The following is a 16,140-nucleotide window of genomic DNA, read 5'->3' as shown; positions in this document are numbered from 1 at the left end:
TATAAAAATGGAAGTTTAAGGTGTCGATATATTAAAATGTGACATTATTAATGGAAATGGAGGTAATATGTTCTTCTCTTACGATTGTAAGGATGTACAGAGAGAAAAGTGGGTTTTTGCAGCCCAACATGCAATTTTTTTGACGAGAGAAAGGGAGGTTATACAGTTAGATGATTTGTAAAAAGGTAATGGTATGGTTTCTGACGGCACTTTTGGCAACGAACACTTTGCTGTGCTTGCCTAGTGTGGCAGGAGCGGAAAAACAAGATTTAAAGGACGGAATGCAACTGGACCAAGCAGATTTGGTACAGAAGGAACAGGAGATCACTAATGAAACAGTTTCTTTTGATCCGCCAACTTCTGTAACAAACAGCGTTTATAATGCACTCATGATGAGCTTGGCGGCAACGGTGGAGTATACGTCAATCGTTATCGAACCTGGGGAAACCTATGAATTCGAGAATACAGATACGATCAGTAAGTCCATATATAGCAACGCTTCTCAATCAAAAGGCATTTTGTACGATAGTGTAAGTTACAAAGAGGACGGAGACATCAGCACTGTCCATATGGACTATGGCATTAGCCCCATTGGTGTTCCTGGGGGAGGCACAGCGTTTATTACGAATACAGGAACAGCAGCATTAACCGTAAAAGTAACGGACGTCTTCACCTACAGTACATCGGAGGACCCGGCACTAGAGCGAGTTACGGTCTCTAAAAATGAAAGCTATCGGATTGTGAATGAAGGATGGACTGCCCGTTCGATTCAGCATGATGGGTCAAATGCGGACAATCGCCGTTTTGATTACGCAAAATACAAGGCAGACGGAACTTTATCCGCATCTGATCTCAATAGCATTGCTCATCCCTCTTTGGGTGATGGCGAGGAACTGATTATTACAGGTTCCACTGCCAATGCGGTGACCTTCGGATTTCCATACGGCAAATACAGTATAGAAAGCACCGGCGAGCCGGCTTATGCACGGGTTACCCTAAATCAGGGGGAAAGCTACCAATTTATCAATGTGGGAACCCGATTGGATACGGTGGAAAGTGACGGTACATCTAAAGATAAACTTGACTATGTTGTTTATCTGGCAAACGGAACAGAGGCTTCACGCGGCAGTGGCACTACGGCGAAGCCGCAGATTGCTGTGGACAGATACGCGGTAATTACCCAGGTCACTGCCAATCCGGTTACATACGGGGCTCCATATCGCAATTTTATTGCTCGTCCTGTGGGTGGTGATGCAATCAGCCGTGTGGAGCTTGAGGTGGGCAAGAGCTACATTTTCCACAATAATGGTACGCTAATGAATCCGATCTACAATAACTCCAAAAAGGTAGGAAGCTTGTTCGACTATGCTATTTACAAGCCGGATGGAACGGTAAATTCCTCTGGTTTTAACAGCCAGTCTGGTCCCATGATCCCGCCTTCGGGATATGCCATTGTGACTGTGATCGGTCCGAGTCCTATTATCTTTGACTATACAGATGATTTTTCCTGGGAAACGAGTAGCTATCCTGCTTTCTTGCGGGTAACACTTTCGAAAGGTGAAAGTTATGCTTTTACCAATATTAGTGATCATTTGAGGAATCTGCACAGCACTGCCAGTACCGTTAAAGGAAAATATGATGTGGTTCTGTACAAAGCAGATGGTACAGAGCAATCCAGGCGCAATACCGGGAACTCAACCTTTTTGGTTGGTGCAGGTAAAAAGGCCAGTGTGACGGTAACCAGTGACACGCCAATCACGTTTGGTGGTATCTATCGGAGCTTTAAGGCCAGCGAAGATGATAATGGTATCGGGCAAACGACGCTGGAGCCAGGGGATTCGTATATTTTCCGCAATCATGATAGCAAATCGAATTCATTGCGGCATGACAAAAGTAGTGGAAGTGCACGCTTTGATTCGGCAAGCTATCGAGGGCTTCGTTTACTGACATCAGATCATTTCAACAATACAGTGGACCCAGAGATTGTTGCAGGCGGTGAAGCCATTGTCACCAATGTATCCGATCGGCCAATCACCTTTAGTTACAGCAGTAAGGTAGAGGCTATGCTTAACGCACAGGCAGCCTTCCATCGAATTACATTGAAACGCGGTGAAAGCCGGAAATTTATCAATGTAAGCACTTTGGACAAGGCTCTGGATGTCATTTCAGTCAGCGGTATGAAGTGGAATTACATGAATTACAAGGCAGACGGTACGGTGTACAGTCAGGCCAGTGATACGACTCAATTGCCGTTGGTACAGGCTGGTGGATATGCCATTGTAACGACGGTTTCGGATGTGCCAGTGACTTATGGAGCTGTGTTAGGAATATTCGACGTTGAGGATGCTCAGGTGCCGACAGGCAATCAAGTCACTGTCAAGCAGGGAGAAAGCTATGTATTCCATAATACTGGTTCACAGGCTTCCTCATTAACGACAGATGCTTCAAACGAAAGCCGCCTCTACGACTATGCCATATATGAAGAAGGTAGCGGTGTAAATTCCAAGGTGGATAGAGCAGGTATGGATGCTTCTCTACCTGAAATCTCACTTGGAGCCGGAGGTACGCTCGTTGTGACTGTCACTTCGCCGCAAGCCGTGACCTTTCATTTCAAGAATGAAATTAAAGCGGAGCCAAGCACAGAACCGGCGTTGTTAAAAACGTCTTTGTCTGGCGGCAAGCAGGAGATATGGATCAATCGCGGAAGTCAGGAGGCCCCTATCGTGACGAATGCGAAGGCGGCTGGTGGAACGTATCAATATACCGTTACGGATCAGGCTGGAAAAGTGATTCGTGAACATAAAGAGGCGATAGATAATCAACAGGAAGTGCCAGCTAATGCAAATATTCATCTTGCCGTAGCTGCAGCTGCTCCTGCTGTTAACTTTGGAGCGCCTTATCGTGTGTTTGCTGTAAAAAATAACGATGACAGCAAGCTGGACGAGCTAATTGAGCTCATAGATAAAGAAGCTGACTTTACGGCAGGTCAGCAAGGAAAATATCGTTTTACACCCAAAGAAGACGGGATTTACCGTTTTGCGGTGAAGGAGAAATCCAACTTTGCTGCGCAGCAACCCATTGTAAGCTTGTTTACGGACCCTGATTTTAGTAACCAGCTTGTCTCTTCAACAGAGCAAGCACAAATATATGGTTGGGATTACACGGTCTTAGAGTATGAGATGAAGGCAGGCCAAACGATTTATGTGAAGTTGACAGAAACCAATAGCGGCGCATTACAAACCGTAATTAAGGCAGCACATATGGCGCTTGGTAAGGATACTTCATATGAATATGGAAAAGGGAACCGACTGAATAAAGTTATTTTGTTCACCGGTGATCAAATTCAACTGGATTATGACTTAAACGGAAACGTCATTAGACGGACGAAGAAGGTATTTCCTTTTACAGATTAAAAGGATGTCTTTGCTTCGAAAAAACATAACAGATAGTTAGATGTACAGGCATTATTAAATAGGGGTGAGCGAGTGTTTAAACGTTATATTTGTAGTCTACTATGTATGGCAATGTTGCTGGGTCCATGGAGCACATGGGCATATGGAGAAGAAGGGCACGGAGAGGCGGCAGCTTCTCAGTCTTCTTCGTCTTCCACTCCACAGATTATTACCAGAGCATGGCTTGCGCAGCAAACTGGTAAAGATCAGGCTTGGGTCAATGCACAGTTATCCAAAGGCTATACTTTATATGATATTTATAAAGCTTGGCAAAAAGATGGTGGAGAAAATTCATTACCGGAGCAAAGTCCAAGCTTGTGGGTACAGCAGAATGGGCTGACATTGAGCACAAATGCAAAGGCGGAACCGTCTGATGAGTCGGCTGAGCTGAAGGAAGGTGAAAAGCCCACTCAGGCCGCCCAGGATGAAAAGGCAACTCAACAACCGCTAGATAAGGAAGAGGATAAAGCGCCGGCTCCAGACACGACTGAGATGGATATACCATCCATCCCCCGAGTAAATGATTCCGTATATGCTCCGACTCCAGGAGAAAACGGACTGATCGGGAAGGATTTACTTAAACAAAGTTTGTTGCAGGTATCTGCTACAACAGATGTGTATGCTCCTTTTGATCAGGCGGCGCTTGCACAAAGCAGGTTGAGTGATGATGCTTCACGTTATGGGCTGAATTACGGTGACAACGGTGTATCCACCGCTTATGGACAGCTTGTCGTGCAAAATACGGACTTGGTGCTGCCGGGTTCATTACCCTTCGCACTGACTCGTGTGTATAACAGTTCATTGGCAAATAACCAGATTGGTGTGCAGCAAAATGAAGGGTTGTATACAAACACCAGTGCCATCCGCGAGGAGGAAGCAGCTTCTGGTCTGGGAAGAGGCTGGAAGTGGGATCTTCCTCATATACAGAAACAGGATGGTAAGCGGTATTTGTATATGCCGGGAACAGGCTCCTATGAAATGAAAAATGATTTGCAGCTTGAAGGATATGCATACAAAGATCTGAAGATCAGTACAGATCAAAGCGCAAGCGTGCAGGGAGTAAGCAGTGCATACAAAATAGCAGTGCTGAATGGAAACGACTATTTTCTGGATCAGGACGGTTATTTGATTTTAATCCAGGATGCGTATAAGAATCGGGTGGAATTTGACTATACAAGTTCTGGTGGAGCAAAGCTCATTCGTTCGATTCGAAATAATGATGGCAGAGAGCTTGACTTCACTTACAATGCTGGACAGCTTGTTGTTAAAGAGCAGGGTACAGACCATCAGTACACTTATCGTCAAAGTGGCGAGGGAAGCAGCAAGGTGCTGTCAGAAGTGTTGGATTCTCTTTCCAGAAGCACAAGCTATGCGTATACATTCATGGACGCTCCTTTTAATGTGGTCGTAGATGGTGAAGGAAAGACTGGAGCCCTACAGCAAAATGCATCGGCGTTGCTTACACGAATTGTACGACCTACTTCATCGATCACAGACATTCGTTATGAAGCATTTAACAAGCAGATAGGTGTATACGGTACACAAGGCGTGTTCAAGGTGGTTTCACGCGCTGATATGTACAGTACAACCGCAGGCAATCGTTATTTAAATAAAATTGATTTCACCTATTCCGGGGAAGATCTAGCCAACTATGGGAAAAACGCTGAATGGACGGTAGTTGCCAAAGGGACACGTACAGCGGAAACCTTCCATTTCGGTAAAGTCTTTAGAGGAGATAACGTACCGGACAAGCTTGTTCTAAACAGCTATGATCAAGAGGGAGATTCTACCGGCTATCATATAGATTACACGTATAATGATGCCATGGACTGGAATTTGCCTGTGCAAATGCGAGAGTCCTATACGGAGGGAGGTTCTTCATCAGAACCTGTAACGACCTCCTATGACTACAATGAATATGGCCTTCCTTTGAAAATATCCCAAAGTACGGGATCGGAGACTGTTCATACGTATAAAACCTCTAGTGAGCCTTTTTTCTGGGTTCAACCTACCCAGACGGTTACTAAAATAAGTGAAGGAAAAACTGGAACGACAGTTCGAACTTATAAAGCAGAGGGCGCATTGTATGAACTGAAAAACTATGAAGGTACAGAGCAAGGGAAGCTTTTATCACATACCTATACTTTTTACAATGCAAAAGGGAATGTAAGTGGTCAGAAAGTTCTTATTGATGACAGAAACTATACGGATGTTTCTATTGATTATAAGTCTCCCTATGGTTCTCAGCTCCCAACAAGGCAGCTTTTGCCTAAAGGTGTTGAGTACACGTATGACTACTATCCGACTGGAGAAATCAAGTCCCAAACAGATGCCAAGCGCAAAACAGAGTCCTATGTATATGATTCTTTGGGACGTGTAACAAAGGTTACTTATCCAGATGGAACTCAAACCGTCGTGGTGTACAAGGATGATACGAATGATGTCACTGTCACCGGACCCGATGGTATCAGCGCCGAAAGATTGTATAATCCGTTCGGGCAAATGCTCCAGCAGCAAGTGGGTGATGCAATCTATGGTTATAGTTATGATGAGAATGGGGATTTGGTAGAAAGCACGGATGCCGAACAAGCAACCACTCGCTATGCCTATGATGCCTTTGGACGACCTGTGAAGACGACCTATGCGGATGGCACAACAGATACCGTGACGTATAACGCGGTGGATCGTACTGTCACTCAGACGGATGTGTCCGGTTATCGTGTGCGTGAAGTATCAGATGCTTTAGGTCGTGTGACTTCCACACAAGAAGCTAAAAATGGATCATTTCAGCCGCTGGAATCGTTAGCTTATAATTATGCGGGTATGGTCACTAGCCGTACAGACGGTAATGGTCAACGCACGCTCTATGATTACGATGCTTTGGGACAAATGACCTCGGTCACTGATCCATCCGGACAGCAGGTCAGCTATGTGTATGATCTAGCCGGAAATTTGAAGACCGTTCAGTTTCCAGATGGGCAAAAAAATGTGTATTCATATGATGAGTTGGGCAGACGTACGTTACTTGAGAAATCAAGCGGAGGAACTACGTTAAATATTTACGATACGGATGGAACTATCTCCCGTATGTTGACAGGAAAATCGGATGCCATTACCTTTCAATATAACACTGACGGATTAGTTACCGAAGCGGCAGGTCCCGATTTTAAAACCAATTATACCTATGACAGCGCAGGACGAAGAAAAAGCATGACAGATGGTCAGGGAACGACCACCTATGCCTATGATCCATCAGATGGGTCGTTGACTGGGCTGAAGTACCCTGATGGTACGCACATCAGCTATGAATACAACAAGCAGTCTCGTACAGGCTATGTGCTAACAGATGCTGCTGGCACGTCTATGCATGTTCAATCCAAGCTGGACAGTGTGGGCCGAGTTACCCAAATGGACATTAGCGCTGGGACCGGTGTGGCAAATGTACAGAGTTTGGGAGAAGCGAGTGCTGCTGCGGGTGGATCACTAGATAGCATGACGTTTGATTATGCTCCTAATGGTTTGCTAAAAGGTCAGTCTTCGAGCAGAGGACTGAGTACACGATTCAGCTATAACGGACTGGATTTATCCGGGGTTACGGTGGAGCAAGGCGGTACGGCGCTACACCAATTTGGTTATGAACGGGATGGGAATAAAAACATCATCGGACGTACACAAAACGGAACAACAGACCAGTTTGGATATGACCCGTCAAATCGGATTGCCAGCGAAGCCGCTGGTGAAAAAAATAAGACCTATGGCTACGATCCGAATGGAAACCGAAGCGCTGAAAGCAGTGGCAAAGTGTTCGGCATGAAAAATGCTGAATATACGTATGATTCTGTCAGCCGTCTGACAAAGGTGACCGGTGAAGGCAAAGAGGTCGGGTACAGCTATAACGGAGACGGTCTACTGTACGAGCGTACAGAGGGCGGCAAAACGACTCGGTATTACTATGACGAAGAAGCGAAGCTGATTGCGGAAGCCGAGGTCCAAGGTGGAACAGCCAAGATCACTTACGCTTACGTGTATGACTTGTCCGGTCAACTGTGGGCCAGACAAGACAAGGTAAGCGGGCAGTTGCAATATTATCAGCTCAACGGTCACGGTGATGTAGTAGGCCTAAGTGATAGTTCGGGCAAGGAATTGAATAGCTACAGCTACGATATCTGGGGCGGCCCGGAGAAGGTCAAAGAGACCGTTCCGAATGTGCTGCGCTATGCTGGCGAGTATTGGGACGATACGACCGGACTCCAGTACCTGCGGGCTCGCTGGTATGATCCAGGCACAGCCCGTTTTATGGGCGAGGATACGTATCAGGGAGAGATGAGCGATCCGCAAAGCTTGAACGGGTATGCGTATGCAGCCAATAATCCACTATTCTATGTGGATCCGAGTGGGCATCTGTATTCAGTACCGGACATAGAAAATTTGTTGGGATATTCTAAGCAGTTTACTCCAAATGATGCGGCCTATTGGTTAGCGCGTGAAAAATTGGGAACAATCTTTGGACCAATATATGGAGAAGCTAATAACAATCGCTATAAGTATCTATTTGGGATGATGACCCGGACTGGGTCATATGGGAATACATCAGGTAATGCAAGTTGGGCTCAAAGCCAGCTTCTTGCAGATTATACCAAATGGCGAAGGGACGTAGGAATATCCAATGGACTAGCCGCTCTGAGTCCGGGATCTAAAGGCGTGGCAGGGAAACTTAGCAAAACTATTGGGGCTGCTAAAGGTGCTAAAGGAGGTCTTGTCAAACCGGAAGCAGCCGTAAATGGGAGTAAAAAACACGGTGTGAATTGGAAAGAAGGTCCGGCCCGAGCCAAAAACGAAGGGAAACCTCAAGGTCAGTGGAATAAGGCTGATTTAGATTATGCTACAGAGAAGGCGAACACATTAAAACCTGGTGAAAATGGATATTTTGATTTGCCATCAGGTTCAAAATCCATTATACACTTGCCCGATGGAACAACAGTTCCAGCTACAAAAATGTGGGTTCGAAATAATGGCACGGGAACTTGGCATGGGTATCCTATGCCCTAAAAAATAAGAGGAGGTCAAGAATTGTGGATTTTTGGATTCAAGCAAGTTGTCCTAGATGTACAGGTTTCTTTGATGGAGAAGATCAAAATTTATCAAATGCAATTGAAACAATATTTCCAATGATGACTGAAAAGGCTGTCATGGTTTGGAAATCCATATATATACCGCTATGTTATAAATATGACATTAGTTATATGATAGATGATATTCTTTATATTCTTGAAAAATTAAGAAGTAATTCATCTGGTGAGATATCTTTGCATTGGGCATCTGATACATTTGCTAATGTATGGAATATAAGTTGGTCGGATGAGCAAATGGAAATAAACTCTCAATGGGGTTCTGTTTTGGGACATACTGAACAATTATTGACCACTAAAGGAGCTATTACTCTATCTAAGAAGTCTTTTAGATCAGAATGGAAAAGAGTTCTTTTCAATATTATATCGGGGCTAAGGGAATCAGGATATGAAGAGGGTAGCCTTTCGGGCATGTCGCGTTTAATTGCAGAGTATAACGCAATTGATGGTGAAGGAGTTCTCTACAATTGAAGAAGCGATGAGGAATGCTTTTGATAACTATAGTAAAGATTATCCGAATGGATTTAAAAGCTATTTTGGCGATTTCCAGAAACAAGATTAATTGTTGAATTGCAACGAGGTGCTTTGATGTTAGGTAACTTTTCGGAATGTAGTCAAAACCAAGTAATATCTTTTATTCCAATATTGTAAGACGTTAAGATTAAATGAGGTTGTTATTTGATTTTAAATGGAAAAATCGATGATGGTTATTTTACATTGGATTAATACTTCAGAAGATCTTGGAGATTTCTCTTCAAGGTCTTCTTTTGTGATCCACTCAAAGTACATAAATAATTTTTTCGAACATAGCTAGATTTATATAATTTAAATGTATTCCCAAAGATAAATAATGAAATTACAAAAAAAAGAATTTTAGGATGTACTTATTTAAAGAATACACGAGCAGGTTCGAGAAATGAAGTATTTCTTATGAGCAGAAGAGTGTCTAGATGATAATTTTAAATAATTATGTATAACTATTGCTGAAACAATAAGTATATTATAAATGATAATCAGATAGTTTCCTAACGGGCAGAGGGGAATTTGTCGGTATAGCCACTTAATACTGAGTATAAAATTCATAAAAGACTTGTTTTATAGGTTCTAGTTCCATCAAAAGAATCTACTAATCGCTTGTACTCTTATTAACTCCGGCCAATTTATTCACAACTTTGTAACCTTCTCTGGTAGGGGGGTTGCGAGATTGTTTTCAAATTGTTTTACTATATTTACCTACTATAGTCTGGTAATCTATTAATATATATAGGGGGAACGAAAAGACGTCAGGTTCAGTCGGTTCATACGCGTTTATGTTCTATATGTTGAGTGAATGTCTATATTGCCATGTCTATATCGTCATGTCTGTATAACTTCATAGACAAGCTAGAGATAGCTCCCGCACATTATAAAATACAGCACAGGATGGTGTAATGAATGAAGCTTTTAAATGCAAAATGGATGGCTGTATGCTTGATGGCAATCTGTTGTTTGGGTTTGCTAGGTATACATACGAATACGGCGAGTGCACAAGCGAAGGCTCCTTTGCTGGGGGTCAATGATGTGTTGCTAGATTCGAATACCATTCAGCCCGTAATGAAAAATGATAAGTTGTATGTTCCTATCGTTACATTAGGGCAAAAGATGGGGATTTCTACTTCGGCCAACGGCAACACATTGGTACTGACTGGACATAATCGCAGCTTTACGCTGGATTTGAACAAGGGGGATGTGTTCGAGCGTGGAGATCGTACAATGGTGCCAATTCGCACTTTGACCGATGCGTTCGGCTTCACTATTACGCTTCCAACAAGTAATCTATATCGAATTCAGAACGCAAATGCTAGTTTGTCTGATGCTCAGTTTTTGAATACATTCGCAACAGAAATTAAACAGTATGCAGCTGTCAAACCGGGCAAAGCCAGCAATTCAGGCAACAAGGGAACTGCCTCATCATCCAGTCGTACGATTTATTTGAGCTTCGATGATGGTCCTACGGCGCATACGTCGCAGCTGCTGGATATTTTAGATAAATATAATGCGAAGGCTACTTTCTTCATGCTGGGACCTGAAATTCGTCAACATAGCGCAGTGATGAAAAGAATGGTAGAGGCGGGTCATGGTTTGGGCCTGCATGGGATGACGCATCAGGTGAAGAAAATCTATGCATCCCCGGCAGCAGCATTGGCAGAGATGAATCAGGATAATGAAATTTTATTTAAGGCTACAGGAAAACGCACTTCTTTGATTCGTACACCTTATGGCAGCAAACCGTATTTGAAGAAAGCATATCGTGATCAACTGACGGGTGCAGGTTATCATATTTGGGACTGGAATATCGATTCCAATGATTGGCGTTATACTAAAAATCCAGAGCATTTTGTACAGACTGTCCTAAGTGATATTAGAAGATTGAAAAAGCAAGGCAGAACACCAGTCGTTCTTATGCATGATAAGCCATCTACGATCAAGGTTCTTCCACAAATCATGGCCGCTTTGCAGAAAGAAGGATACTCGTTCGAGCCGTTGAATGATAACCTGACTCCGCTTAATTTTTGGAATGATCATCGTTAATTGAATAGCATGAAAGAAAAGGCACCTTTTCAACCATTATATAGTGGTTGAAAAGGTGTCTTTTTGTTGTATTCGCTCGGAATTGTGAAGTTTGCAGCATGCTTTATATGAATCTATGAATTCATGTCTATGCACAGGTCATATGACTTTACGGGTTACCACGTCGCTGCATATATTACAGTAACCGCCCCGAGAGGAGGAGAGGTATGAATATTAATCCGAGTATGTTTAGTATGATTTGCGCTACCGCAGGAGCCCTTATTACGTTTGCCTTTGGCGGCTGGAATCAGCTAATGGTGCTATTCACGGTTGCAATGGCTGTTGATTATGTGACTGGAGTCGCCGCAGCAATTAAGACTGGGCAAGGTTTAAGCAGTAAAGCCGGCTTTTGGGGGCTGGCTAGAAAGGCTTTAATGCTAATGGTAATTTCTTTGGCGCATCATGTGGATCTCCTGATGGGTACCGAAATCATGAAAGGGGCGACAACGTATTTTTATTTATCCAATGAATTGATCTCTATTACGGAAAACTGTTCACGAATGGGTCTGCCGCTCCCACCGAAGCTCAAGAATTTTTTTGCCCTATTAAAGGACAAGGAGTCTGATGGTAAAAATGGCGGAAAAGATCGCTAGAATTACAAAGTTTCTTTCCGTATGTGGGGCGTTATGATAAAATTTTCAAGAGAACATTTTAAGATAAGGAGCCTATACGCATGATTAAACATATTGTTTTGTTCAAATTGAAAGACCGCTCCCCCGAAAGCATTGAGCACACGGCATCCATTTTGCGCAGCATGAACGGCAAAATCAAAGAGCTGCTGTCACTCGAAGTAGGTACGGATGTGATTCGTTCGGAACGTTCTTATGATATTTCCCTTACCGCTGTTGTCGAAACACTGGAGGATTTGCAAACGTATCAGGTACATCCTGTGCACCAGGAAATTATTGTACACATGAATGAAGTAAAGGATGTATCTATCGCAGTTGATTATGAAATCTAAAGCGATTACTGGAGGTGTAGGACCTTGTATTATGTCAACCGGGAACAAATTGAGCTTCGACTAGGGGCTGTTCCCGACATTGTCGCCGGACTTCGCCAGACTTCTGCTGCCTGGAACGGCGATCTGTTGCAGGGGCTAGTGCAGGAGCGCTGCCTTCATCTGGCAATTGAGACGGTAACGGACGTAGGAAGCTATATCATCGACGGATTTATTATGCGTGACGCTAGTAGCTATGAGGATATTATCGGTATCATTCATGAGGAGGGTGTACTGGATGATACCGTATTTCATTCGCTAGTAGAGCTGGTAGGCTTACGTAAACCCCTAGTACAGGAGTACTTCCATTGGGACCGGACAAGCCTTCACCCGCTTACACCAAAGCTGCCTGGGTTGCTGGAGCTTTTTGCATCTAACGTGCATGATTATTTAAATAAGGAATTGGGTCCCCAGCCCGAGGGAGTGTAAAGGCAAAAGTGACGGATAAGTATATCGTACCCGAAATGCCCACTAGGCGCATGATCATGACATTATTGAAAACCCAGGGACCTGTGGGCGTCGGAAGCTTGGCAGCTCAATTGGGCATTACCGAAATGGGAGTGCGCAGGCATCTCAAATTGATGGAGCAGGATGGTCTGATCGTGGCTACGATCGTGAGACAGGCGATGGGACGCCCGACGTTTTTATACAGTCTGAGCGAGCAGGGAAGCGAGCAGTTTCCTCGTAATTATGATCATCTGTTACTGGAACTGTTAGAGGAGCTGGATGAAGAACAGGGAATGGAAGCTGTTTACTCGCTGTTTGATGGTAGAAAACGTAAAATGATGAAGCGCTACGCCCCTCACATGGAGGGGAAGACTACACTGGCCTCACGTGTGGAAAAGCTTTCGGGCATCCAGAATGCTTCCGGATATATGGCAGAGTGGCACGAGGAAGAGGATGGTAGCTACTCTATTGTGGAATACAATTGTCCTATCTCTCAAATTGCAGGCCGTTACCGCAAGGCTTGTGAATGCGAGCAGCAAATGTTTGAGGAGCTGCTTGATGCCGAGGTTGTTCGTGAGGATTGTTTGGCGGATGGGGGCCGTTGTTGCCTGTATCGTATCCGCTCTAAAAAAAAGTAAAACTTTTCAGGCTTGTTTTCTGTATCATGACAAGCTCTCCATGCTTATAATGCACTAACAGATGGGCATTCGCCCGGGCACAAGGGAGAGATGATGATGAAGGAGAACTGCAAAAGTTTTATCCGAGGCGCGTTGGCAGGCAGCATTATTGGTTCGGTTGCTGCTTTGTTATTTGCCCCTAAGTCTGGTCGTGAGCTGCGTCAGAATATTACAGATCAGGCGCGCAACGTAAGTGATAAGGGACAGGAGCTAGCGGGGAAAATTTCAGACACCTCAATTGAGTATACTGACAAAATTAAGGAGACAGCCTCAGCCGTCATTCATGAAATTGGGCAATGGCGTAAAAAGGGTGAAATTATTCCTGAGGTTAGTATTTCATCAGCGACTGTTCAAGAAGATACGGAAAAAGATGCTCTGTAACGGTCTGTAAAACGTAGGTGAAACACTGAATACGGTTTGAATTCGTGGCTTCTCCCGTTGGGGTGGAGCCTTTTTATTGATCACTTCCTCGTTTTAGGGTAATCTTTTGGGGTACCTTTTACATTAATACGACATAAGGTATGTAGCAACGGATAGCTTTCCGAGATGAAACAACTCATATTTGAACAAAAAAGGAAGCGGTGTGTACGTGCAGCAAGCGATTGCAATATTGGATTCCGGTGTAGGAGGTTTGACGGTTGTAAAAGAAGTCATGCGTCAGCTTCCACGGGAAAAAATCATTTATTTTGGAGACACTGCGCGCACTCCGTATGGCCCCCGACCATCGGAAGAGGTTAAAAAATTTACAGAGCAAATGGTTGATTTTCTGATTCAATTTGATCCGAAAGTCATTATTATTGCTTGTAACACGGCTACTGCCGCGGCATTGGACTATATAAGCCAAAAGGTATCCATTCCGGTGATCGGAGTCATTCACCCTGGGGCTCGTGCTGCGATTAGCGCGACGGCTACCGGGCATGTCGGGGTGATTGGGACTGTCGGTACGATTCGAAGCGGAGCGTATACAGCTGCGCTCAAGCAATTGTCTCCTTATGTAGACGTGGTGAGCCATGCTTGTCCTGCGCTTGTTCCATTGGTGGAACAAGGGTTATTCCGCTCCAAGACGACATCGCAGGTTGTGGAGGAGACATTGAGACCTATTCAAACGTATCCGATTGATTGTCTGATTCTTGGTTGTACGCATTATCCTTTTTTGAAGGAAACGATTCAAGAAGTCATGGGGCCTGCAGTAAAGCTCATTAGCTCGGCAGATGAAACGGCGCGTGAGACGAGTACCATTTTGTATAACAAAGGCAAGTTGGAAGCTGGGGACGAAACGCCGGTGCATCAGCTTTTTTGTTCCGGCGATCCTGAATTGTTCCAGCGCATTGCCGCACAGTGGCTCGGGGAGCAAATTCGCCAAACGCCTGTCGTCTGGCAAGTCACCAATTTGGATTAACGAGACAGCCGACTTTTTTTGTCATTGGACAAAAGAAGTCGGTTGTTTTGCTTTTCGCTACATCAAGACACGCCGCGTCTGCATAACATGCAGTAAGGCAGATGGAAGGGGCGTAGTAAGATGAGGGAATATATCGTTCAAAAAGGAGATACATTGCACCGGGTCGCCTCGGCTTTTAAACTATCGGCGGATACTTTGATCGTAGATAATCCGTGGGCCGCCACGCAACCCTATCTGATTAGTGGTCAAGTGTTATATATTCGTCCGTCTACGGATCGTAAATACGTTATTCAGCCTGGTGAGTATGCAAGACAGATTGCCAAGCAGTTTGGTGTGGAGCTTGATGAGTTACGGCTAGCCAATCCAGGACTTGCGGAGCATGATTTTACGGAAGGAAAAACTATTGTTATTCCTGAAGACCATCAGGATCAGATTGTACGATTACGTGGAGAATATGGATATGAAGATTTAAAGGAAGACCTAGCGGCCTTGGCCCTCAGATATCCGTTTATTGAAGTTGGCAGCATTGGCACCAGTGTCATGGGGAAGGATATTCCTTATGTACGTATTGGGCAGGGAACCCGTAAAATTCATGCCAATGCTTCTGTTCATGCTAATGAATGGCTGACGACGCCTTGTTTGCTGCGTTTTATAGAGCAATATGCACAAGGGATCGATGGGACTGAAGAACATATAGGGACCTCTCAATGGGTGTATGGAGGTTCTCCGCAGGATTTGCTGGAGCATACATCCCTATGGGTGGTTCCGATGGTCAACCCGGATGGGGTAGAGCTGGTGCAACAAGGTGTACTCCCAACTCATCCGTTGTATCATGATCTCAAAAAGTGGAATGAAGGACGTGCTGATTATCGCGGTTGGAAGGCCAATATTCGTGGTGTCGATCTCAACGATCAATTTCCGGCATATTGGGAAGAAGAGGTACGCAGACGCGGTAAAATAGGTCCGTCTCGACGAGACTATGCAGGACCTGCACCTTTGTCTGAACCAGAGTCCAAGGCGCTTGCCGATCTGACGGAGCGCGAACAGTTCGACATGGTGTTATCCATACACAGTCAGGGACAGGAGATCTATTGGAATTATCGGGATCTAGAGCCTAAGGAGAGCCGAGATTGGGCCTTACGGCTAGCTGCCGCAACAGGGTACCGGGCGGTAAAGCTGGGGGGGAGCGATGCAGGGTACAAGGATTGGTTTATACAGCGATTTGGTAAACCAGGGTTTACCGTTGAAGTCGGTCTAGGTGTAAATCCGCTGCCCACGCGTGATTACGATGATATTGCAGCAGAAGTGGGCATGTTAATGGCAACAGTGCTGTCATGGTGAAAAATTCGGCCTACTGAAACGTATCGAATCATTTGCGCGTATTAGGAGGAACACGTTTTTTATAAGTGTTCCTCTTTACATGTCCCTT

At 44.6% G+C, this 16,140-nt stretch carries 11 protein-coding genes; all 11 read left to right on the top strand.

From position 1 onward, the window contains the following. Positions 1-170 precede the first annotated feature (170 nt). On the top strand, positions 171-3,413 hold the full coding sequence (locus MKX30_RS12835) for a hypothetical protein (protein ID WP_341062875.1): 3,243 nt from the start codon (positions 171-173) through the stop codon (positions 3,411-3,413). Between the two features lie 72 nt (positions 3,414-3,485). Beyond that, positions 3,486-8,501 carry an RHS repeat-associated core domain-containing protein gene (locus MKX30_RS12830; RefSeq protein WP_341062874.1) on the top strand — a complete coding sequence of 1,672 codons (5,016 nt, stop codon included), beginning with the start codon at positions 3,486-3,488 and terminating at the stop codon, positions 8,499-8,501. 23 nt (positions 8,502-8,524) lie between these two features. Further along, positions 8,525-9,052, top strand: coding sequence for a hypothetical protein (locus MKX30_RS12825; RefSeq protein WP_254325934.1), 528 nt, complete (start codon positions 8,525-8,527; stop codon positions 9,050-9,052). A 963-nt stretch (positions 9,053-10,015) separates the two neighbouring features. Continuing rightward, positions 10,016-11,152, top strand: coding sequence for a polysaccharide deacetylase (locus MKX30_RS12820; RefSeq protein ID WP_023987984.1), 1,137 nt, complete (start codon positions 10,016-10,018; stop codon positions 11,150-11,152). Positions 11,153-11,358: 206 nt separating this feature from the next. Further along, on the top strand, positions 11,359-11,784 hold the full coding sequence (locus MKX30_RS12815; RefSeq protein ID WP_023987985.1) for a phage holin family protein: 426 nt from the start codon (positions 11,359-11,361) through the stop codon (positions 11,782-11,784). An 80-nt stretch (positions 11,785-11,864) separates the two neighbouring features. Continuing rightward, positions 11,865-12,152, top strand: a complete 288-nt coding sequence (locus MKX30_RS12810) for a Dabb family protein (protein ID WP_013309679.1) — start codon at positions 11,865-11,867, stop codon at positions 12,150-12,152. Positions 12,153-12,176: 24 nt separating this feature from the next. Further along, positions 12,177-12,617, top strand: a complete 441-nt coding sequence (locus MKX30_RS12805; RefSeq protein ID WP_023987986.1) for a DUF86 domain-containing protein — start codon at positions 12,177-12,179, stop codon at positions 12,615-12,617. Positions 12,618-12,625: 8 nt separating this feature from the next. Then, positions 12,626-13,273, top strand: a complete 648-nt coding sequence (locus MKX30_RS12800; protein ID WP_028542843.1) for a helix-turn-helix transcriptional regulator — start codon at positions 12,626-12,628, stop codon at positions 13,271-13,273. A gap of 96 nt (positions 13,274-13,369) precedes the next feature. Then, the gene (locus MKX30_RS12795; protein WP_068940242.1) at positions 13,370-13,693 is read left to right on the top strand and encodes a YtxH domain-containing protein; all 324 of its coding nucleotides are present in this window, start codon (positions 13,370-13,372) and stop codon (positions 13,691-13,693) included. Positions 13,694-13,901: 208 nt separating this feature from the next. Beyond that, positions 13,902-14,711: a glutamate racemase gene (racE, locus tag MKX30_RS12790; protein ID WP_023987989.1), complete on the top strand. Its 810-nt coding sequence runs from the start codon at positions 13,902-13,904 to the stop codon at positions 14,709-14,711. 120 nt (positions 14,712-14,831) lie between these two features. Then, positions 14,832-16,052, top strand: coding sequence for a M14 family metallopeptidase (locus MKX30_RS12785; RefSeq protein ID WP_023987990.1), 1,221 nt, complete (start codon positions 14,832-14,834; stop codon positions 16,050-16,052). Positions 16,053-16,140 lie beyond the last annotated feature (88 nt).

Origin of the sequence: Paenibacillus sp. FSL P2-0173 (assembly GCF_038008045.1) — a bacterium.
GTDB lineage: Bacteria > Bacillota > Bacilli > Paenibacillales > Paenibacillaceae > Paenibacillus > Paenibacillus polymyxa_B.
The sequence above is the reverse complement of the archived record's forward strand: the minus strand, read 5'-3'. Positions and strand labels throughout refer to the sequence as shown.

Coding starts and splice junctions, on each gene's coding strand:
- MKX30_RS12835 (WP_341062875.1), top strand. CDS start 171: ATGATTTGTAAAAAGGTAATGGTATGGTTTCTGACGGCACTTTTGGCA.
- MKX30_RS12820 (WP_023987984.1), top strand. CDS start 10,016: ATGAAGCTTTTAAATGCAAAATGGATGGCTGTATGCTTGATGGCAATC.
- MKX30_RS12815 (WP_023987985.1), top strand. CDS start 11,359: ATGAATATTAATCCGAGTATGTTTAGTATGATTTGCGCTACCGCAGGA.
- MKX30_RS12810 (WP_013309679.1), top strand. CDS start 11,865: ATGATTAAACATATTGTTTTGTTCAAATTGAAAGACCGCTCCCCCGAA.
- MKX30_RS12795 (WP_068940242.1), top strand. CDS start 13,370: ATGAAGGAGAACTGCAAAAGTTTTATCCGAGGCGCGTTGGCAGGCAGC.
- MKX30_RS12785 (WP_023987990.1), top strand. CDS start 14,832: ATGAGGGAATATATCGTTCAAAAAGGAGATACATTGCACCGGGTCGCC.